Origin of the sequence: Pseudomonas sp. B40(2017) (genome assembly GCF_002112855.1) — a bacterium.
In the GTDB taxonomy this organism is placed as follows: domain Bacteria; phylum Pseudomonadota; class Gammaproteobacteria; order Pseudomonadales; family Pseudomonadaceae; genus Aquipseudomonas; species Aquipseudomonas pharyngis.
Genome location: NZ_NEIT01000006.1, coordinates 434731 through 454621, shown reverse-complemented (window position 1 = coordinate 454621; position 19891 = coordinate 434731). Strand labels below are relative to the sequence as shown.

Genomic DNA, 19891 nt, shown 5'->3' with positions numbered 1-19891 from the left:
TACCTAACCCCATCATTCAATTGGTTTCCAATGCCAAAGCGGCACACCAGGCCTCGCCGCGCGAGCCCTGGGATAAAATGGTCAGCGAACGTCCGCTGTCTTGCGGGCTAATGGTAATGGTCAGGTCAGGCTTTGGCAAAAAGCCTGCACCTTTATCGGGCCATTCGATCAGGCACAGGGCGTCGTCTTCGAAATAGTCGCGGATGCCGAGAAACTCCAGTTCCTCCGGATCGACCAGACGATACAGGTCGAAGTGAAACGCGCGAACGTCACCGATCTCGTAGGGCTCGACCAGCGTGAAGGTCGGACTTTTCACCGCTCCCACATGCCCCAGACCGCGAATGATGCCCCGCGACAGCGTGGTTTTGCCCATCCCGAGGTTGCCTTCGAGAAAGATCAGGCCATGGCCCTGGGTGATACGGGCGATACGTGCGCCAAAGTCGCTCATGGCCTGTTCATCGGCCAGGTACAGGGTTACTTCAGACACGGTGCATGCTCCTCCAACAACTGACGAATGGCTGGAATCAGATCACTGGCCGCCAGCCCACGGCCGAATTTACCTTGGTGCAGACCGGCGTTGGCGTGCAGCCAGACTGCCAGACTCGCGGCGTCAAAACCGTCCATGCCCTGGGCCAGCAGCGCGCCGATCAGGCCCGCCAGCACATCGCCGAGCCCGGCAGTGGCCATCGCCGGATGGCCTTGATGACACAGCGCCAGACGACCATCGGGATGAGCAATCAAAGTGCCCGCCCCCTTGAGCACCACCACCGCTGTGTATTTTTTGCTCAATGCCAGCGCCGCCGCCGGACGATCAGCCTGCACTTCGGCGGTACTGATCCCCAATAAACGTGCTGCTTCCCCCGGATGCGGCGTGATCACGCAATCCTTGGGCAAACTGACAAAACCTGAGGCCAGCAGGTTCAGCGCATCGGCATCCCACACCTGCGGCAGCGCCGCATTGGCGGCGGCCGACAACAGTGCCCGCCCCCAAGCGGCCTGGCCCAGCCCCGGCCCGACGACCAGCACCGACACCTTTTCCAGCAGCCCCATCAATTGATTGGCCGAAGAGGCGCCCAACGCCATGGCTTCCGGCACCCGGCTCAATGCCGCTGGTACATGTTCCGGGCGAGTCGCCAGCGATACCATCCCGGCGCCACTGCGCAGCGCGCTTTCGGTGCTCAACAGGATCGCCCCGCCAAAACCATGATCGCCGCCGATCAGCAGCACATGACCGAAACGCCCCTTGTGCGCAGTCGGCGCACGGGCCGCCAGACGCGGCAGGTTAACCGCATTGAGCCGTTGAGCGGCGGCAGGAATGTCACTGAAGTTTTCGGCCGTGGCCTGCAGATCGTTAAACATCAGTTCCCCGACATGATCCGCCGCCGAGCCCGTAAACAGCCCGAGCTTCAGGCCGATGAAGGTCACGGTGAGGTCAGCGCGCACCGCATGACCTAACGCATGACCGGTGTCGGCGCACAACCCGGAAGGGATATCGACCGCCACCACCGGCAATCCACTGGCATTGATTGCCGCAATCGCAGCGGCGTAAGGCTCACGCACTTCACCGCTCAGACCGGTACCGAGCAACCCGTCAACGACGATTCCGCGCAACTCGCAGGAAGGATGCCAGGGGGCTATCACCACGCCTTCGGCCACGGCGTCGGCATGCGCTACGGCCGCATCACCCTGCAATCGCTGCGGATCGCCCACGGCCACTACCCGAACCTGCCAACCGGCCCGATGGGCCAGCGCTGCCACCAGGTATCCGTCACCCGCGTTGTTGCCGTGCCCTGCCAGCACCGTCAATTCGTTAGCAGATGGCCAATGTCGAACCAGCGCGCGCCATGTGGCATGGGCCGCGCGCTGCATCAATTCGAAGCCCGGAGTGCCGGCAGCGATCAGCCGCGCATCGAGTGCCCGCACCTGCGTGGCGCGGTACAGCGCGTCGGGTAATTGATCTTTAGTGTGCGGCATGCGTCTTCGGGCTCCGATGTCTGGCAGAATTATACGCACCTCAGCTCCGGTTTCTCTCGCCTCATGTCCGCCATCACCACAGATCTGCCCGCCCTCGCCCAATCCATCAAGGACTGGGGCCGCGAGCTGGGCTTCCAGCAAGTCGGCATCAGCGGTCTGGACCTGGCCGAGCACGAACAGCACCTGCAACGCTGGCTCGAGGCCGGCTACCACGGCGAAATGGATTACATGGGCGCCCACGGCAGCAAACGCTCGCACCCCGAAGAGCTGGTGCCGGGCACCTTGCGCGTGGTGTCGCTGCGCATGGACTACCTGCCGGGCGACACACAAATGGCGCAATTGCTGGGCAAACCGGAAAAAGCCTACATCTCGCGTTATGCCTTGGGCCGCGATTATCACAAATTGATCCGTAAACGCGTTCAACAACTGGCGGACAGGATTCAATCCGAAATCGGCCCGTTCGGCTTCCGCGCCTTCGTCGACAGCGCCCCGGTGCTGGAAAAAGCCATCGCCGAGCGGGCGGGGCTGGGCTGGATCGGCAAGAACACTCTGGTGCTCAATCGCAAGGCCGGCAGTTATTTCTTTCTCGCCGAACTGTTCGTCGATCTGCCATTGCCGGTGGATGAACCGCATAGCACCGAACATTGCGGCCGCTGCACCGCATGCCTCGACATCTGCCCGACCAACGCTTTCGTAGGCCCCTACGTGCTGGACGCGCGACGTTGCATTTCCTACCTGACCATTGAGCTGAAAAATGCCATTCCCGAAGACCTGCGCCCGCTGATCGGCAACCGCGTGTTCGGCTGCGACGACTGCCAGATCTGCTGCCCGTGGAACCGCTTCGCCAAACCCTCTGGCGAAAGCGATTTCAAGCCACGGCACAATCTGGACAATGCCGAACTGGCAGAACTGTTTCTGTGGGATGAGGACAAATTCCTCAGCAGCACCGAAGGTTCGCCGCTGCGTCGGGCCGGTTACGAGCGCTGGCTGCGAAATCTGGCGGTGGGACTGGGAAATGCACCGTCAAGCATTCCAGTGCTGGAAGCACTCAAGGCGCGGCGCGAATACCCGTCAGAGCTGGTGCGAGAACATGTGGAGTGGGCGCTGAAACAGCACGCCGACCGTCAATGCTCGTCGTTATAAACGAACTTCGGCATTTCCCAATGGAAGCGAATCGCCAACAGCCTTAATAGAAAGCCACCGAACAACGTGATCAGAATCGCCTGCTCGCTCGGCACATTCAGGAACAGACAGAGCATGTAGCACCACGCGGCAGCGAACGAGACGCTGGCATACAGCTCACGGCGGAAGATCAACGGAATATCGTTGCAGAAAATATCGCGCAGGATGCCCCCAAACACGCCGGTGATCACTCCGCTGACCGAGGCCACCAGCATGCCGTGGCCCATTTCCAAGGCGGTCATGCAGCCGATCAGGGTGAATGCCACCAGACCGACCGCGTCGAGCACCAGAAACAGCGAGCGCAGGTGACGCATCCACCGTGCGGTAAACACGGTGATCATCGCCGCGACCGTGGTCAGCACCAGGTACTCCGGGTGTTTGACCCAGGTCAGCGGGTAGTGCCCGAGCAGCACATCGCGCACCGAACCGCCGCCCAACGCCGTGACGCAGGCAATCAGCACCACGCCGAACCAGTCCATGCCGCGACGGCCCGCAGACAGGGCGCCGGTCATGGCTTCGGCAGTAATGGCGACGAGGTAGAGCATCAGCAACATGGTGGCGATCCTGGCAGGAAGGCGCGCAGTCTACTCACTTCACCGAGGCACCAAAAGAGGGCGCCTCGGCGTGGGTGCCGATCTCAGAACTTGATGAAATGCTTGCGGTAGTGCTGCAGCTCGGCGATGGATTCGCGGATGTCGTCCAGCGCCAGGTGAGTGCTGCCCTTCTTGAAACTGTCACGCACGTCCGGCGCCCAGCGCGCGGCCAGTTCCTTGAGCGTGGAGACGTCGAGGTTGCGGTAGTGGAAGTAGCTTTCCAGCGACTTCATGTGGGTATAAAGGAAGCGGCGATCCTGGCAGATGCTGTTGCCACAGATCGGCGACTTGCCCTTCGGCACCCACTTTTCGAGGAAGGCGATGGTTTCAGCCTCGGCCTCGGCCATGCTGATGCGGCTGTCGCGTACGCGCTGGGTCAGGCCGGAGTTGCCGTGGGTGCGGGTATTCCACTCATCCATGCGGGCGAGGACTTCGTCGCTGTGGTGGATGGCGATCACCGGGCCCTCGGCCAGGGTGTTCAGGTCACTGTCGGTGACGATGGTGGCCATTTCGATGATGACGTCGTTTTCCGGATCCAGACCGGTCATTTCGAGGTCGATCCAGATCAGATTCTGCGGGTTTTGCATTTTTCGGCTCCTGAGCAATGCTGCGCAGTTTAGCCTAGGCAGCCTGCCGGGCGTGCTAAACTCGCGGCCGTTTTACCTAATCGCTGTATTCTTCAGACGGAACACCCATGGCCAAACGCCAACTCAATCGTCGTCAAAACTGGCGCATCGAAAAGATTCAGGGCGAGCGCGCCGCCCGCGCCGCCAAACGCGAGTCCTCGGCCGTCGAGGCGCTCGAAGGCGGCGACCTCGGCCCGGAACAGCACGGCCTGGTGATCGCCCACTTCGGTGTGCAGGTCGAGGTCGAGGCCGTTGACGGTGAGCTGGCCGGCCAGGTCTTCCGCTGCCACCTGCGGGCCAACCTGCCGGCGCTGGTGACGGGCGACCGGGTCGTATGGCGCGCCGGCAACCAGGGCATCGGCGTGATCGTCGCGCAACTGCCGCGCACCACCGAGCTGTGCCGTCCGGACAGCCGTGGCCAGCTCAAGCCGGTGGCCGCCAACGTCGACATGATCGTCATCGTCTTCGCCCCGCTGCCCGAGCCCCATGCCAACCTGATCGACCGTTATCTGGTCGCCGCCGAACACGCCGGCATTCGCCCGTTGCTGCTGCTGAACAAATTCGACCTGATCGACGAGCAGAACGCCCCGGCGCTGAATGCGCTGCTGGCGGTCTACCGCACACTGGGTTATCCGGTACTGGAAGTCTCGGCGCACCACGGCAACGGCATGGAGCAATTGCAAAAGCAGCTCGACGGGCGCATCAGCGTGTTCGTCGGCCAGTCCGGTGTCGGCAAGTCGTCGCTGGTCAACAGCCTGCTGCCGGAAGTCGAAACCCGCGTCGGCCCGCTGTCCGAGCTGTCCGGTCAAGGTACGCATACCACGACGACCGCACGTCTGTTCCACTTCCCCGGCGGCGGCGAACTGATCGACTCCCCGGGCATCCGCGAATTCGGCCTCGGCCACGTCAGCCGCGCCGACGTCGAAGCCGGCTTCATCGAGTTCAACGACCTGCTCGGCACCTGCCGCTTCCGCGACTGCAAGCACGACCGCGAACCCGGTTGTGCACTCCTCAAGGCCCTGGAAGACGGCCGCGTGCAGCAGCAGCGAATGAACAGCTACCGCTCGATCATCGCCAGCCTGCCGGAAAACGGTTACTAGACTTTCAAGTAACCAGACACAAAAAAGCCGCGATCATCTCGCGGCTTTTTTGTGGGTCACTGTTTCGGCGCGGGGGCCGGTGCAGGCGCCGGTGCTGGTGCCGCTGCGCCCGGCTCGGTCGGTTTCGGCAGCGGGTCGTCGAACAGGTTCAGCCGTTCGCGCAACTCGTGGGCCGGTACCGGTTGCTGATCCGCCGGCAAGGCGTTCGGGTCGACCGGGGTAGCCGGCGCGGCGCCGTTCTGGCCTTGATCTGCCGGTTTCGACGGGTCGGCGCCTTGCGCACCTTCGATGGCCGCCTGGGCTTTCTTCGTCAGCACCACGATGTCGATGCGGCGGTTGACCGGGTTGAACGGGTTCTCCTTGTCGAACAGTGCCGACGAGGCGTAGCCCACCACACGCGCCACTTGCGAGTCCGGATAACTGCCCGCCACCAGCGCACGCCGGGCGGCGTTGGCGCGGTTGGCCGAAAGCTCCCAGTTGCCGAAGTCGCCATTGCCTACATAAGGCTTGGCGTCGGTGTGACCGCTGATGCTGATCTTGTTCGGCACCGCCTTGATGGTGTCGGCCATGGCCAGCAGGATGTCTTCGAAGTACGGCTTCAGCCGTGCAGAACCGGAGTCGAACATCGGCCGGTTCTCGGCGTCCATGATCTGGATGCGCAAGCCGTTCGGCGTGATTTCGAAGAGGATCTGGTCCTTGAACTTCTGCAGTTGCGGGTTCTCGTCGACCTTGTTCTGCAGTTCTTGCAGCAACAGCTCCAGACGTTCCTTCTCGACCTGCTCGGCCATGCCTTCAACCTGTTCGGTGTCGACCGTGACCTTGTCCGGTTGCGGCTGCGACTTCACTTCAGGGTTGAGGGTGTTTTCCGGTGCCAGGGTCGGCGTGCCGCCCAGATCGATGATGTACGGCGTGCCGCTTTCGGAGAAACCGACCGGGTCCTTGAAGTAACCGGCGATGGCGATCTTCTGTTCCGGGGTCGCGGTGGACAGCAGCCACAACACCAGGAAGAACGCCATCATCGCCGTCGCGAAGTCGGCGAAGGCGATCTTCCACGCCCCGCCGTGATGCCCGCCGGCGATGCGCTTGACGCGCTTGATGATTATCGGCTGGTTATTTTCCATGACTTAGCGACCGCGAACGGCTTGTTCCAGCTCGGCAAAGCTTGGACGGTGAGCCGGGTACAGCACCTTGCGACCGAACTCGACAGCCAGTGACGGCGGCATGCCGGAAGCCGAAGCCACCAGCGAGGCCTTGATGGCTTCGTAGACGTTCAGCTCTTCCTTGGCATCGTGGGCCAGGGAGTGCGCCAGCGGGCCGAAGAAACCGTATGCCGCGAGAATACCGAAGAAGGTACCTACCAGTGCCGCACCTACGTGCAGACCGATGGATTTCTGATCGCCTTCACCCAGGGAGGCCATGGTCACCACGATACCCAGTACCGCCGCGACGATACCGAAACCCGGCATGGCGTCGGCGATGCCGTTCACCGCGTGGGACGGATGCTCGAGGTCTTCCTTCAGGCTGTACAGTTCCATGTCGAACAGGCCTTCCAGCTCGTGGGGAGCCATGTTGCCGGACGACATGATGCGCAGGTAGTCACAGATGAACGCGGTCATGCGTTCGTCTTTCAGTACCGCCGGGTACTTGGCGAAGATCGGGCTCGCGGCGGCGTCTTCGATGTCGCCTTCGATGGCCATCATGCCTTCGCGGCGGCTCTTGTTGAGGATCTCGTAGATCAGGCCCAGCACTTCCAGATAGAACGTGTGGCTGAAACGCGAACTGAACATGCTCAGGGATTTCTTGAGCACGTGCATCGTCATGTAGCCGGGGTTGGCCTGGAGGAATGCTCCGAGTGCCGCACCGCCGATGATCATTACCTCGAAGGGCTGGATCAGGGCGGCAATCTTGCCGTGGGAGAGCACGTATCCGCCGAGCACGCTCGCGAATACGACGATGATGCCGATAATTTTAGCCATAGGTAGAAAGGTACTTGTTTAAGTCGGGTTCAAGGTCATATTCGGAAGTTAAAAAATCTCTTCTTCTACTTATCGGCAAAACTGCGCCAGACTATAGCCAGTTCAGGCGAAAAGCCAATTTAGCCCATGCCGGGCGCGTCTACAGTCAGTGAAGATCTCGTCCAGACATGGCTAATGAAACGAACGTCCCACACGTAAAACCGACCACACTCGATGGCTGGGTGAAGCTGCTCGACAGCGTTCGCCTGCCAGTGCCGCAAGACGCCCATGACCGGGTCTGCCGGGCGATTCGCGATGACCGCAGCTCGCTGCGCGACATCGCCGACCTGATGCAGGACAGCCCGGCGCTGGCCCTGAGCATCATCCGCGAAGCCAACCGCCACACCCACGGCAACATGAGCGCGCCGGCGGAAAACCTCGAAGTGGCGATCAATCGTCTCGGCCTTGCCCGCACCGAAGAACTGCTGGCTCGCCTGCCCGCCGAACCTGCCGCGCAGATCCCCCAGGCCCTGCGCCAGTTGCAGATGATCAGCCAGCACGCCACGCAACAGGCCAACGGTTTTTTCGCCGGTCGCCTGGCGCGACTGTGGCAGGACATTCATTGGGGCAGCCTGTTGTTTCTGTCGCCGCTGTGGCCATTGGCGCTGACCTTTCCCAAACTGCTTGAAGAGTGGGAAGTACGGGTTATCCACAAGGGCGAATCGGCCTGCGATGTCGAGAAACAATTGTTCGGCGTGCGCTTGCTGAAAATCGGCGAAGCGCTGGTGGAAGCCTGGCGTTTGCCGATCTGGGTCCAGCAAGGCTATCGGCTGCTGCTGACCGAACAGCGCGAACTGGTCAAAGTCCTGCGCATTGCCCGCGATGTGGATCATCCGTTGCGCCAGCAAAACCGCCTCGACGACGACCCGACCCTGCGCCGCTGGCTCAATCAGCCGGCCAACACCGTGTTGCTGGCCAACGGCCTGGCACTCTCGGCGCAACAGGCCTGGGACAGTCCGCACAGTGAGCGCTGGCAGTACCTGACCAGCCTCTACCTGCAAATCTCGATGGACGAGGTACAACAACAGTTGCACCAGCAGGCCGCCGTCAGCGCTCGTCATCATTTCATGCCCGACCTCTGGCACCCGGCGGTTTCGCTGCTGTGGCCGTGGGGCACCCGTCGCCTGCCCGCCGGAATGCTGCCGGCTGCGGCGCCGTCCGCTGACGACCTGAGCCAGTGGCGCCGGCAATGCGCCGAGCTGCTGGCCGTGCCAAGCCGCTTCACCAACGCCATGAGCCTGACCGTCGCCGCCCGCGATGCGCTGGTCGCCAGCGGCATGCGTCGGGTAATGATCCTGATGGCTGACCGCAGCCACGCCAATCTGCGCGTCCATCAAACCTCGGGGTTGCCGAAGGAAGCCGCTGCGCTGAATTTCGTCGTCAGCCAGAGTTCGGTGCTGCAGCGCTTGCTCGCGCAGCAGGCGCAAGTGCGGATCACCCCGGACAACAACGCCCAGTTTTCCGCCCTGCTGCCTCCTTCGCTGCGCACGCTGTTTCGTGGCGAACACCTGTTCCTGCGTTCACTGGTGAACAACGGCCGGGTGATCATGATCGTGGTCGCCGACCAGGGTGGAGGGCCGTTCGCCGACATCACTGTGCAAGCCTTCGGCAAAACCGCGCAGTGCATCGAGAAAGCCCTGCACAGTTTTAGCCAGCGCGGCCAATGACAGCTACAATCCTTCCCCTTTGTGCTCTGGAGACCTCACATGTCTGATTTCTCTGGCCTGGCCCTGGTGATCGAGCCGAGCGACCTGCTGCCGCGCCTCGAATCCCGCGATCTGATTCTGGTGGATCTGACCAGTGCCGCCCGCTACGCCGAGGGACACATTCCCGGCGCACGCTTCGTCGATCCGAAACGCACCCAGCTGGGTCAGGCGCCGGCTCCGGGGCTGTTGCCGAGCAAGGAAAAACTCGAAGAACTGTTCGGTGAGCTGGGTCATCGCAAGGATGCGGTCTACGTGGTCTATGACGACGAAGGCGGCGGCTGGGCCGGGCGCTTCATCTGGCTGCTCGACGTGATCGGTCACGACAAGTACCACTACCTCGACGGCGGTCTGCCGGCGTGGCTGGCGGAAGGTTCGCCGATGTCGATCCAGATTCCTCCGGCGGCGGGCGGCCCGGTTGCCCTGACCCTGCACGAGGAACCGACCGCCACCCGCGAATACCTGCAAAGCCGTCTCGGCGCCGCTGACCTGGCCATCTGGGACGCTCGCGGGCCGCTGGAGTATTCCGGAGAGAAGGTGCTGGCGGCCAAGGGTGGACACATCCCCGGCGCGGTCAATTTCGAATGGACGGCGGGCATGGATCAGGCGCGCCAGCTGCGCATCCGTACCGACATGCCGCAGATCCTGGAAAGCCTCGGGATCACCAAAGACAAAGAAATCATTACCCACTGCCAGACCCATCACCGGTCCGGTTTCACTTATCTGGTGGCCAAGGCCCTCGGTTATCCGCGGGTCAAGGGCTACGCCGGTTCCTGGGGCGAATGGGGCAACCACCCCGACACCCCCGTCGAGCTTTAAGGATTTTTAAGGACAGTCATGAAAGAGCGTTTGTTTATCATCAGCCAGTACCTGCTGCCCCATCACTTGCTGTCGCGCCTGGCCGGCTGCGTCGCCGAGTGCCGCGTGCGCTGGTTCAAGAATGCCTTCACCACCTGGTTCGCCAAGCGTTATCAAGTGGACATGTCGCAGGCACTGGTTGAAGACGTGACCGCTTACGAGCATTTCAACGCCTTCTTCACCCGCGCGCTGAAAGACGGCGCACGTCCACTGGACCAGACCCCGGGCGCGATCCTCAGCCCGGCCGACGGTGCGATCAGCCAGCTCGGCCCGATCGAACACGGCCGCATCTTCCAGGCCAAGGGCCACAGCTTCAGCGTGCTGGAACTGCTGGGCGGCGACGCGGCCAATGCGGCGCCGTTCATGGGCGGTGAATTCGCGACTGTTTACCTGTCGCCGAAGGACTACCACCGCGTGCACATGCCGCTGGCCGGCACCCTGCGCGAAATGGTCTACATTCCGGGCCGGATCTTCTCGGTCAACCAGACCACCGCTGAAAACGTTCCGGAACTGTTCGCCCGCAACGAGCGCGTAGCGTGCATCTTCGACACCGAGCGCGGGCCGATGGCCGTGGTGCTGGTGGGCGCGATGATCGTGGCGTCGATTGAAACCGTGTGGGCCGGTCTGGTCACGCCACCGAAGCGCGAACTGAAAACCTTCCGTTACGACGAAGCCGCCCGCGCGCCGATTCATCTGGAAAAAGGTGCGGAACTGGGGCGCTTCAAACTGGGTTCGACCGCGATCGTGCTGTTCGGGCCGGATCAGGTGAAGTGGGTTGAAGAACTGAAGGCCGGCTCGCCGGTACAGATGGGCCAGGCCTTGGCACTGTCGAACGCCTGAACCGGTTGATCCGCCCTTTCGCACGTCTGCGAAGGGGCGGACACGACCTGGGTGGCGCCGTTACTCTATCTGCCCACGGAAGCCGATCGGCCCTTCGTTGGCGTAGGTATTGGTGCCGCTGAGGTTTTTCCCGCCGTCACTCGACGTGACGCTCAACGCGATAACGTTCTGGTTATCCCGCCCGCCGATCACCCACTTGCCACCTGGATGCCAGGGGGCATCGTTGCCACCCCACTGATTCTCGACGTTGTACTGGTTCTGGCCAGTGCGCTGAGCCTTGAAGCCAATAGGGCCTTCGCCGGCGTACGTCATGGTGCCGGTAAAGGTTTTGCCACCGTCGCCGGACTTGATCTCGATCGCGACGACGTTCTGGTTGTCCCGCGCGCCCAGCACCCAGGTTCCACCCGGATGCCAAGGTGCCGAACTACCGCCCCATTGATTTGCCACTGCGTATTTAGACATGAACCTCATCTCCTTGAAGTTTCGGGAGACCTGCCCCGACGTTGACGGCAGGCCGTGCAACCGTGCGTTTCCGATCGCACGCCTGAGAGACTAGTAGCGCCTGCGGGAATGGCACCAGGCCAGCAGACCAACGGTAAAAAACCCTGACAAACACCTGCGAAACAGACCACAACTGCTAGAGTTTTTGGCATTGCCCTATTCGCCGCCGGAGCTTGTCACGGCATGAGTGAGCCACAATCCCGACCACCACTGAGCGCCCCGACGCCCACGCAGTTGCGCCTGTCCTTCTGTGAAGCCACCCCGCGCGACCTCAAGCGCTGGATCGCCGACCTGCCCAAGGCCAACATCGGCGAAACCGCGCGCCTGCTGTACCAAGGCCTCGGCGAACTCAATCAACTGCTGACCCCCAGCGACAACCGCCTGCATCTGTTGGAGCTTCTGCGGCCCGAGGTGTATTTCGTCTGCCAGCATCTGGAGCGGCATTTTCTGCATCAGGCGATCATGCTCGATGAGCGCTCACGCAAGATCAGCAATCTGTGCCAGGCCCTGCAAAGTCAGCTGGCCATCGGTTACAAACACATCATTCTGCGGATCGCGCCCAAGTACTCCCGGGATCGCGCAGCCCTGGTGAGCGAAGCGCTGCAGCGGGCGGCCCACGCGATGAAAGGGCAACTGGTTCGCGCCACGCAGCTGTACAGCCCGGCGCCGGAACAGCTGTGGTTCGAACTGCATCAATTGTTTCGCTGCGCCTGCGAGCTGCAACTGCAGCATCGCCGGGTACGCGACGACCTCGCCAGTCTGACCGGCGAGTTGAGTGTCGAACAGACCTACCTCGCGGCCCTGTTGCTGGGCAGTGCCCGCTGCAATCAGTTGCGCCAGAACCAGATCGCGCGCCTGGCCCAAGTGGTCGAGCCCTGGAGCGCGTGGCTGAAGCTGCAGCCCGCCAATCCGGGCGCGGGCTTGTTCGCAGTCTCGGCAGACATCGACGCCGGCCCGCGTTACCGCTCGCAGTTTCGCAGCGAGCAACAGGCAGGGTTGCTCGGTTTCGATCCGCAACCGTTGGTGAATGCCATCGAGGCCCACCTTCAGCATCAGGAAACAACGACGCCGCTGCCCGTGCCGGCCGGCCTGACCCTCGACACCCTGCAACACCTGCACGCGACCTGGGGCGAAGCCGCCGAGCGCAGCTTTCAGCGCACCGTCGGCCAGGGCAACCTGACCGTGTGCGTCGGCATGAGCGCCCTGCACTTTTACCTCGGCGGCGAACGCACTTTCAGCGAATTGCTCAAGCACCCCGGCACCCGGGCGGCAAATTTCAGCCGCGCAGTGGTTCAGGGCGAAAAGGACAGCTGGAGCCAGGCGTTCGATGCCGCGCCACAGGGTACGTCCGACGAATTGTTGCCCTACGAAGAAATCCGCTACGAACCGCTGGCCGACGACGAAAGCAGCACCGACAGCCCGCCGCATTACCCGACCTACGCCTTGCCGGTGATTAACCACAGCCCCGGCGGTTACTGCCTGGCCTGGCCAAAAGAAGTACCTGCCGAATTGCAGGCCGGGGAAATGGTCGGGATTCAGGACAGCCTCAATCAGGGCTGGAGTATTGCCGTCGTACGCTGGATCCGCCAGGTGCGCGGCGCCGGTACGCAAATGGGCATCGAACTGGTGGCGCCCCACGCTCAGCCCTGCGGCTTGCAGCTGGTGCGCACCCGGGATGATCACAGTCATTACCTGCGAGGGTTGTTATTGCCGGAAATCAGTGCGATCGACTTGCCGGCGACGTTACTGGCGCCACGGCTGCCGTTTCAGGAGGGCAATAAAGTGCTGATCAACACCCAGGGTGAAGAGCACCGCGCCGGGCTGGATCGGCGGGTGGCCAGCACCCACAGCTTCAATCAGTTTGCCTATCGCTCGCTGGAGGCCGCGCAGAATGGCGGGAGCGAAGAGGATTTCGACTCGTTGTGGAAATCCCTTTGAGTGGAATCGGATAATCCTGGGCGCCCCTTTCGCGAGCAAGCCCGCTCCCACAGTGGAATGCATTTCAATTGTGGGAGCGGGCTTGCTCGTGAAGGGGCCAGCTCAGGCGACAGAGCTTTCAGAGCTGTCCGTCGCGATCGCGGAAGCCCAGCAGGTACAGAACGCCATCCAGCCCGAGGGTCGAGATCGCCTGCTTCGCCGACTGTTTGACCAGCGGTTTGGCGCGGAACGCCACGCCCAGACCGGCAATCGCCAGCATCGGCAGGTCGTTGGCGCCGTCGCCCACGGCGATGGTCTGTTCCAGGCGCAAACCTTCTTTTTCAGCCAGCTGTTTCAGCAGATCGGCCTTGCGCTGGGCATCGACGATCGGCTCGATCGCCACGCCGGTGCACTTGCCGTCGACCACTTCCAGTTCGTTGGCGAACACGTAGTCGATGCCGAGTTTGGCCTGCAATTGCTTGGCGAAGTAGGTGAAGCCGCCCGACAGAATCGCGGTCTTGTAGCCCAGGCGCTTGAGTTCGGCGAACAGGGTTTCGGCGCCTTCGGTCAGGCGCAGCGAGGCGCCGATCGAATCGAGCACGCTGACATCCAGGCCCTTGAGCAGCGCCAGACGTTCCTTGAAGCTGGCGCGGAAGTCCAGCTCGCCGGCCATCGCCCGCTCGGTGATTTGCGAAACCTGGTCGCCAACGCCGGCGGCCTTCGCCAGTTCGTCGATGACCTCGGCTTCGATCAGGGTCGAGTCCATGTCGAACACCGCCAGACGACGGTTGCGACGGAACAGCGAATCTTCCTGGAAGGCGATGTCGACGTTCAGCTCCTGGGCCACGCTGAGAAATTCGGCGCGCAGGGCCTGCGGATCGGCGGCTTCGCCACGCACGGAGAACTCGATGCAGCCCTTGCCCTTGTCCGCCGGAGTGTCCAGCGGCATGCGACCCGACAGACGGTCGATATGGTCGATGTTCAGGCCGTATTTGGCGGTGATCGAGCTCACGGCCTGCAACTGGCCGGCGGTGACCTTGCGGGTCAGCAGGGTAACGATGTGGCGTTTCTTGCCCTGATTGCCCACCCATTGCTGGTAATCCTCTTCGGACACCGGGGTGAAGCGCACCTGCTGGTCGAGCTCATAGCCCTTGAACAGGATGTCCTTGAGCACCGACTTGCCTTGCTCGGAGTCGGGGATTTCCACGAGGATGCCGAACGACAGCATGTCGTGGATCACCGCCTGACCGATGTCGAGGATATTCACACCACCCTGGGCCAGAACACCGGTAATGGCCGCTGTCAGACCCGGACGGTCGACTCCCGTGATGTTAATCAGGACGATTTCGCGCAACGCGCACCCCCGCAACTGGAAAAAAACCGCATTCTACCCACTTTCAGTGACCATCGGGCACCGCCAGCGCTTTGCCGGTCTAGGGCCTGTCGCTATACTGCGCGTCAACTTCACGGACAAAAGAGCCGAGCTCAGTGAACCGGCCCACGCCAGTTAAAACCGATAACTTCTTTCTGCTGATCTTCCGTGCACTGCGCCACCGCCGTGTACCGATTGCATTGCGCATCGCCAGCCATAACGTGATCCTGGTCGCCCTGGCCCTGGTGATCTATGCCTGCGTGATGGGCCTGCAGTTCAAGCAGGCCATGCACGAGCAGGCCGATGCGCTGGGCGAAAGCCTGACCACGCAGACCGCCACCTCCGCCACCGAACTGCTGGTGTCCAACGACATCCTCAGCCTCAACGTGCTGCTCAACAACCTGACCAAGAACAAGCTGGTGGCCCACGCCGCCATCTACAGTGTGGACAACCGCATCCTCGCCGAGTCCGGTCAGCGGCCCAAGCACGGCCTGCTGGGCGAAGCCGAGGGCATGTACGAGAGCAAGATCACCTTCCAGGACGTGACCGCCGGACAACTGCGCATCAGCCTGGACATGGATCAGTTCCAGCAGCCGATGACCATCAGCCTGCAAAGCATGGGCATCCTGAGTGCGATCCTGCTGGCACTGTCCCTGGCCCTGAGCCTGCGTCTGGGCCGGCACATCTCTACACCGCTGCTGCAATTGCGCGTGTGGCTGCGCCGTATCGACGAATACACGCCGGGTATCGAGCGTCAGGACGAGATCGGCGATCTTGCCCGCCAGTTGCACGCCAACTACGCCCCGGAGCCGGCCGAACCGGAGCCCGAGCCGGAGCCCGAGTTCGAGGACGACGAGCCGGAATTCGAAGTGCGCAACCTGCGTGATCCGAGTTTCGACGAAAGCCGCCCGATGGCTGCGCAGAAGCCTGCGCCACGCCATGTGGTCAGCACCGTTGAAGACGACGATGACGAAGACCCGTTCGCCGACCTGCGTGACGAATCGCTGAGCGATACCGCGCAACCGGCCGTGCGCCGACCGACCCCGAGCGTGCCGCAACACACGGCGGTGCTGGCGGTGCAATTGGGCTCGCAGGAACAACTGCGCCGTTTGCCGCGTGCACGTCTGGAAGAGTTGCAGGATCGCTATCGCGACTGCCTGGAGCAGGCCGCTTCGCTGTATCAGGGCGAAATCGAAACCCTGAACGACGGCAGCACCCTGATGCTGTTCCATACCGAAGACAGCGGCGACGATTACCTGACCAACGCCATCTGCTGCGGCGAGCTGCTGCGGGCGCTGGGCCACCAGTTGCAGATCGAAGTCGCCGACAGCGGCATCACCTTGCAATTGCAGCTGGGCCTGACACTCGGCGACGAACTGTTCGGCCTGAGCCAGATCGACCTGTTGCTGACCGATTCCGCCCAGGACGCCCTGGCCCTGTCGCAACACAGCCGCAACCTGCTGCTGGTGGAGCGCAAGGTCGGTGACGACGCGCTGATTCGCCAGCGCGCACGAATCCGGCCGATTGCCAGCCCTGAGGGGGCTTGCTGTGTGGAGCGGTTGATGGAGCCTTATCCGTCGATGCTTGAGCGGCAACTGGCGCGGATGCATGAGCGCCGGGCCTGAGGCCCTGCCCTTGATGTGAAGAAGCCCGCAGACGAGTGATTGTCTGTGGGCTTTTTTGTGCGTGGTGTTTTCGTGATTGCGCCAGGCTTTGGAGCCCCCTCACCCTAGCCCTCTCCCAGAGGGAGAGGGGACTGATAGGGGAATATTGGGTATCTACACCGACCTGAACGTGCCGTGCCGAATCCACAATCGTAAGACCGCACTGCGCCAAATCCATAATCGCCAAGATCTTTCAGGTCGATGGATAACGCCAGACACCTCGGTCGGCTCCCTCTCCCTCCGGGAGAGGGCGGGGGTGAGGGGCTTTTGACTTTTCACAGCTCTAGACACAACAAAGCCCGCACAAGGCGGGCTCTGTTCTGACTCGATCCAGTCCTAGAAGCGGAACACTTCCATATCCGTACGAATCGGCGAAGCCATCGGTATCTTCGGCTGTTTCTCGGCTTCCGCCGCCGGCGCTGCCGGTTTCGGTGCCGACTTGCGTGGCGCCTCGGCGACCGGTGGCTGATTGGCCAACGGTTTGAGCGCTACCGACAGTTGCTCGGCCAGACGCTGCAACAACACGCCCTGCGCCTGCACCTGTGCGGCGGTGGTACCGGCATGTTGCTCCTGCAGATGGACGATGCGGTTGTCACGCACCTGGCCACGGCGGTCGATCAGGCGCCATTGCGCGTCCAGAATCGCCGGTTGCTTGGCACCGGAATCCAGACGAGTGATGGTCAACAGCACCTGCACATCCGGGGTGAAGCCCAGGGTCGCTGGCGCCAGCACCACACGCTGACTGTCCAGATGCCCGGCAACCTGACGCAACAGCAACTGATCGATGTCAGATGAAAGGCTACCGGCCCAGCGACCATCGGTCGAGGCCTGCAGGCTGCCGTCCGGCTGACGCTGCAACAGGGTTTCCCGTTGCAGGTAATCGGCAACGATCACAGGGCCCAGCAAAACTGCCATGCCCGCGCTTTGCGCAGGCTGGGCCGGACTTCCGCTGTCCAGCTGATACAGCGACACCGGCTGGTGAACGCTGCAACCCGCCAGGCCAAGAACGCCGGCGAGCAGGAAAATAAGGGGGCGCAGAGAAGTCATCATCCCGTCCAGGTGGCCGCCACAAGGCTGACCACAGTGAAAATACTCAATAAATATGAATAACGCTCGGCCACGCCGGCGCTTGGAAAGGCCATATCATCCGTGAATATGCGTTCCGACTCCAGCGCCAAAGCGCCGATCTACGGGTTAAATCGTAGATCGGACGCTCTAGAGAGGCGTTCTCGGTCATTTTCTCCGAAGGAGAAATGAGTGCGACCGCTTCCTGGCCGCTTAATTGAGGTTTTCGACGAGCAGCGCATCCACCCGCTGGAAGCCACGTGGCAGTTTGTTACCACGGCGACCACGCTCACCTTTGTAGTGTTCGAGGTCATCGGCCTTCAGCGACAAGGTGCGTTTTCCGGCCTGCAGCACCAAGGTGGCGCCCTCCGGAAGAACGGCGATGTCCGTGACATATTCTTCGCGACTGGCCACACGCTCACCGGAAATACCGATGATCTTGTTGCCTTTGCCCTTCCCTAATTGTGGCAGATCGCTGATCTTGAAGATCAACAGGCGACCTTCGGTCGTTACCGAAGCCAGCCAGTTGTGCTCGCGGTCGGCGACCGGACGCGGCGCGATCACCTTGGCGTTGTTCGGCAGGCTCAACAGCGCCTTGCCGGCTTTGTTCTTGGCCTGCAGGTCTTCGCCTTTCACCACGAAACCGTAGCCGGCGTCCGAAGCGATCACGTACAGCGAGTCCTCTTCAGGCATCAGCACACATTCGAACGTCGCGCCCGGCGGCGGCGTCAGACGGCCGGTCAACGGCTCGCCCTGACCCCGTGCCGATGGCAGGGTGTGGGTGGCCAGCGAGTAACTGCGGCCCGTGGAGTCGATGACCACGGCCGACTGGTTCGAACGCCCCGCCGCCGAAGTCTTGAAGCCGTCGCCGGCCTTGTACGACAGGCCGGTGGCGTCGATATCGTGGCCCTTGGCCGAACGGATCCAGCCTTTTTCCGACAGCACGACGGTGACTTTCTCGTTCGGCAGCAGATCGTGCTCGGTCAGCGCCTTGGCTTCGGCACGTTCAACGATTGGCGACCGACGGTCATCGCCGTAAGTTTCGGCATCTTTCAACAGTTCGCTGCGCACAAGTTTCTTCAACTTGGCTTCGCTGCCCAGCAGGGCTTGCAGCTTGGCCTGTTCCTTGAGCAGTTCGTCCTGCTCGTCGCGCAGCTTCATCTCTTCCAGTCGCGCCAACTGACGCAGACGGGTGTCGAGGATGTAGTCGGCCTGGATTTCGCTGAGGGCAAAACGCTCGATCAGTTTGGCTTTCGGATGTTCCTCGGTGCGGATGATATGAATCACTTCATCCAGGTTGAGGTAGGCAATCAGCAAACCGTCCAACAGGTGCAAGCGACGCTCGACCTTGTCGAGACGGAATTGCAGCCGGCGACGCACGGTCAGCACGCGGAATTCCAGCCACTCCACCAGCAACGCACGGAGGTTTTTCAGCTGCGGCTTGCCGTCCAGACCGATGATGTTGACGTTGACCCGGTAGGTCGACTCCAGCTCGGTGCTGGCAAACAGGTGCTGCATCAGCGCTTCGTGATCGACACGGCTGTTGACCGGGATGATCACGATGCGGCACGGGTTTTCGTGGTCGGATTCATCACGCAGGTCGGCGATCTGCGGCGCTTTCGACGGTTTGGCCTGCATCAGTGCGGCGATCTGCTCCAGCACCTTGGCCCCGGAGACCTGGTGCGGCAGCGCGGTGACGATGATGTCGCCGTCCTCGACGTGGTACACGGCGCGCATGCGCACCGAGCCCTTGCCGGTTTCGTACATTTTCAGCAGGTCGGCGCGCGGGGTGATGATTTCCGCTTCGGTCGGGTAATCGGGGCCCTGAATGTGTTCGCAGAGCTGTTCGACCGTGGCTTTCGGCTCATCGAGCAGGCGCACGCACGCAGTGGCGACTTCGCGCAGGTTGTGCGGCGGCACGTCGGTGGCCATGCCCACGGCGATCCCGGTGGTGCCGTTGAGCAGGATGTTCGGCAAACGTGCCGGCAACACCAGAGGTTCCTGCAGGGTGCCGTCGAAGTTCGGGCCCCAGTCTGCGGTGCCCTGACCCAGTTCGCTGAGCAGCACTTCGGAGTAACGCGACAGCCGCGCTTCGGTGTAACGCATGGCGGCGAAGGACTTCGGATCGTCCGGCGCACCCCAGTTGCCTTGGCCGTCCACCAGCGTGTAGCGATAGCTGAACGGCTGGGCCATCAGCACCATCGCTTCGTAGCACGCCGAGTCGCCGTGCGGGTGGAACTTGCCGAGCACGTCGCCGACGGTACGCGCCGACTTCTTGTGCTTGGAATCGGCATCCAGCCCCAGCTCGCTCATGGCGTAGACGATACGCCGCTGTACCGGTTTCAGGCCGTCGCCGATATGCGGCAGGGCGCGGTCCATGATCACGTACATGGAGTAGTTGAGGTAGGCATTTTCGGTGAAGTCAGCCAGCGAGCGGCGTTCTACACCGTCCAGGCTGAGATCAAGGGAGTCGCTCATGCG

The 19891-nt window shown here is 62.3% G+C and carries 17 protein-coding genes; 7 read left to right on the top strand and 10 right to left on the bottom strand.

The genetic code is table 11. The features are described from left to right. Positions 1-16: 16 nt before the first annotated feature. Positions 17-487 (bottom strand): tRNA (adenosine(37)-N6)-threonylcarbamoyltransferase complex ATPase subunit type 1 TsaE, encoded by a 471-nt coding sequence (gene tsaE, locus CAF76_RS19115; protein WP_007950729.1) that lies wholly within the window; start codon positions 485-487, stop codon positions 17-19. Next, positions 475-1974, bottom strand: a complete 1500-nt coding sequence (locus tag CAF76_RS19110; protein ID WP_085648068.1) for an NAD(P)H-hydrate dehydratase — start codon at positions 1972-1974, stop codon at positions 475-477. Before CAF76_RS19110 ends, tsaE begins: the two co-directional genes overlap by 13 nt. Before the next feature lie 63 nt (positions 1975-2037). On the opposite strand from CAF76_RS19110, the gene queG reads away from it, so the two are divergent. Next, entirely contained in the window at positions 2038-3117 is a 1080-nt protein-coding gene (gene queG, locus CAF76_RS19105; protein WP_085648067.1) for a tRNA epoxyqueuosine(34) reductase QueG, read from the top strand. Here queG and CAF76_RS19100 read toward each other — a convergent pair. Then, the gene (locus CAF76_RS19100; RefSeq protein ID WP_064593093.1) at positions 3099-3710 is read right to left on the bottom strand and encodes a trimeric intracellular cation channel family protein; all 612 of its coding nucleotides are present in this window, start codon (positions 3708-3710) and stop codon (positions 3099-3101) included. The two genes, queG and CAF76_RS19100, sit on opposite strands and share 19 nt — an antisense overlap. A gap of 83 nt (positions 3711-3793) precedes the next feature. Beyond that, the gene (gene orn, locus CAF76_RS19095; RefSeq protein WP_064593092.1) at positions 3794-4336 is read right to left on the bottom strand and encodes an oligoribonuclease; all 543 of its coding nucleotides are present in this window, start codon (positions 4334-4336) and stop codon (positions 3794-3796) included. Between the two features lie 107 nt (positions 4337-4443). Here orn and rsgA point away from each other — a divergent pair, with 107 nt between their 5' ends. Then, positions 4444-5475 (top strand): small ribosomal subunit biogenesis GTPase RsgA, encoded by a 1032-nt coding sequence (rsgA, locus tag CAF76_RS19090; RefSeq protein ID WP_039766628.1) that lies wholly within the window; start codon positions 4444-4446, stop codon positions 5473-5475. 56 nt (positions 5476-5531) lie between these two features. Here the strand turns inward: rsgA and motB are convergent, their stop codons facing one another. Next, complete coding sequence (gene motB / locus CAF76_RS19085) at positions 5532-6596, bottom strand: flagellar motor protein MotB (protein WP_039766626.1); 1065 nt, start codon at positions 6594-6596, stop codon at positions 5532-5534. 3 nt (positions 6597-6599) lie between these two features. Next, on the bottom strand, positions 6600-7451 hold the full coding sequence (gene motA / locus CAF76_RS19080; RefSeq protein ID WP_007952169.1) for a flagellar motor stator protein MotA: 852 nt from the start codon (positions 7449-7451) through the stop codon (positions 6600-6602). A 167-nt stretch (positions 7452-7618) separates the two neighbouring features. Between motA and CAF76_RS19075 the strand changes: the two genes are divergently transcribed. The 3 genes from CAF76_RS19075 to asd are packed head-to-tail and all read left to right on the top strand — an operon-like array spanning position 7619 to position 10891. Next, positions 7619-9157 (top strand): HDOD domain-containing protein, encoded by a 1539-nt coding sequence (locus tag CAF76_RS19075; RefSeq protein ID WP_085611071.1) that lies wholly within the window; start codon positions 7619-7621, stop codon positions 9155-9157. Positions 9158-9196: 39 nt separating this feature from the next. After that, positions 9197-10012, top strand: a complete 816-nt coding sequence (locus CAF76_RS19070) for a rhodanese-like domain-containing protein (RefSeq protein WP_039766622.1) — start codon at positions 9197-9199, stop codon at positions 10010-10012. Between the two features lie 18 nt (positions 10013-10030). Beyond that, positions 10031-10891 (top strand): archaetidylserine decarboxylase, encoded by an 861-nt coding sequence (gene asd, locus CAF76_RS19065; protein WP_007952166.1) that lies wholly within the window; start codon positions 10031-10033, stop codon positions 10889-10891. 60 nt (positions 10892-10951) lie between these two features. On the opposite strand, the gene CAF76_RS19060 is transcribed toward asd, so the two are convergent. Continuing rightward, complete coding sequence (locus tag CAF76_RS19060) at positions 10952-11353, bottom strand: hypothetical protein (RefSeq protein WP_039766619.1); 402 nt, start codon at positions 11351-11353, stop codon at positions 10952-10954. Positions 11354-11575: 222 nt separating this feature from the next. On the opposite strand from CAF76_RS19060, the gene CAF76_RS19055 reads away from it, so the two are divergent. Beyond that, positions 11576-13330 carry a molecular chaperone gene (locus CAF76_RS19055; protein ID WP_085648066.1) on the top strand — a complete coding sequence of 585 codons (1755 nt, stop codon included), beginning with the start codon at positions 11576-11578 and terminating at the stop codon, positions 13328-13330. Between the two features lie 118 nt (positions 13331-13448). Here CAF76_RS19055 and serB read toward each other — a convergent pair whose 3' ends face one another. Continuing rightward, positions 13449-14663 carry a phosphoserine phosphatase SerB gene (gene serB / locus CAF76_RS19050; RefSeq protein WP_039766615.1) on the bottom strand — a complete coding sequence of 405 codons (1215 nt, stop codon included), beginning with the start codon at positions 14661-14663 and terminating at the stop codon, positions 13449-13451. 134 nt (positions 14664-14797) lie between these two features. Between serB and CAF76_RS19045 the strand changes: the two genes are divergently transcribed. Continuing rightward, entirely contained in the window at positions 14798-16306 is a 1509-nt protein-coding gene (locus tag CAF76_RS19045) for an AhpA/YtjB family protein (protein WP_064593082.1), read from the top strand. Positions 16307-16681: 375 nt separating this feature from the next. Here the strand turns inward: CAF76_RS19045 and CAF76_RS19040 are convergent, their stop codons facing one another. Together CAF76_RS19040 and parC are read right to left on the bottom strand one after the other, a co-directional pair. Beyond that, positions 16682-17392: a membrane integrity-associated transporter subunit PqiC gene (locus CAF76_RS19040; protein ID WP_039766610.1), complete on the bottom strand. Its 711-nt coding sequence runs from the start codon at positions 17390-17392 to the stop codon at positions 16682-16684. A gap of 231 nt (positions 17393-17623) precedes the next feature. Then, positions 17624-19888, bottom strand: a complete 2265-nt coding sequence (parC, locus tag CAF76_RS19035) for a DNA topoisomerase IV subunit A (RefSeq protein WP_039766608.1) — start codon at positions 19886-19888, stop codon at positions 17624-17626. Positions 19889-19891: the final 3 nt, after the last annotated feature.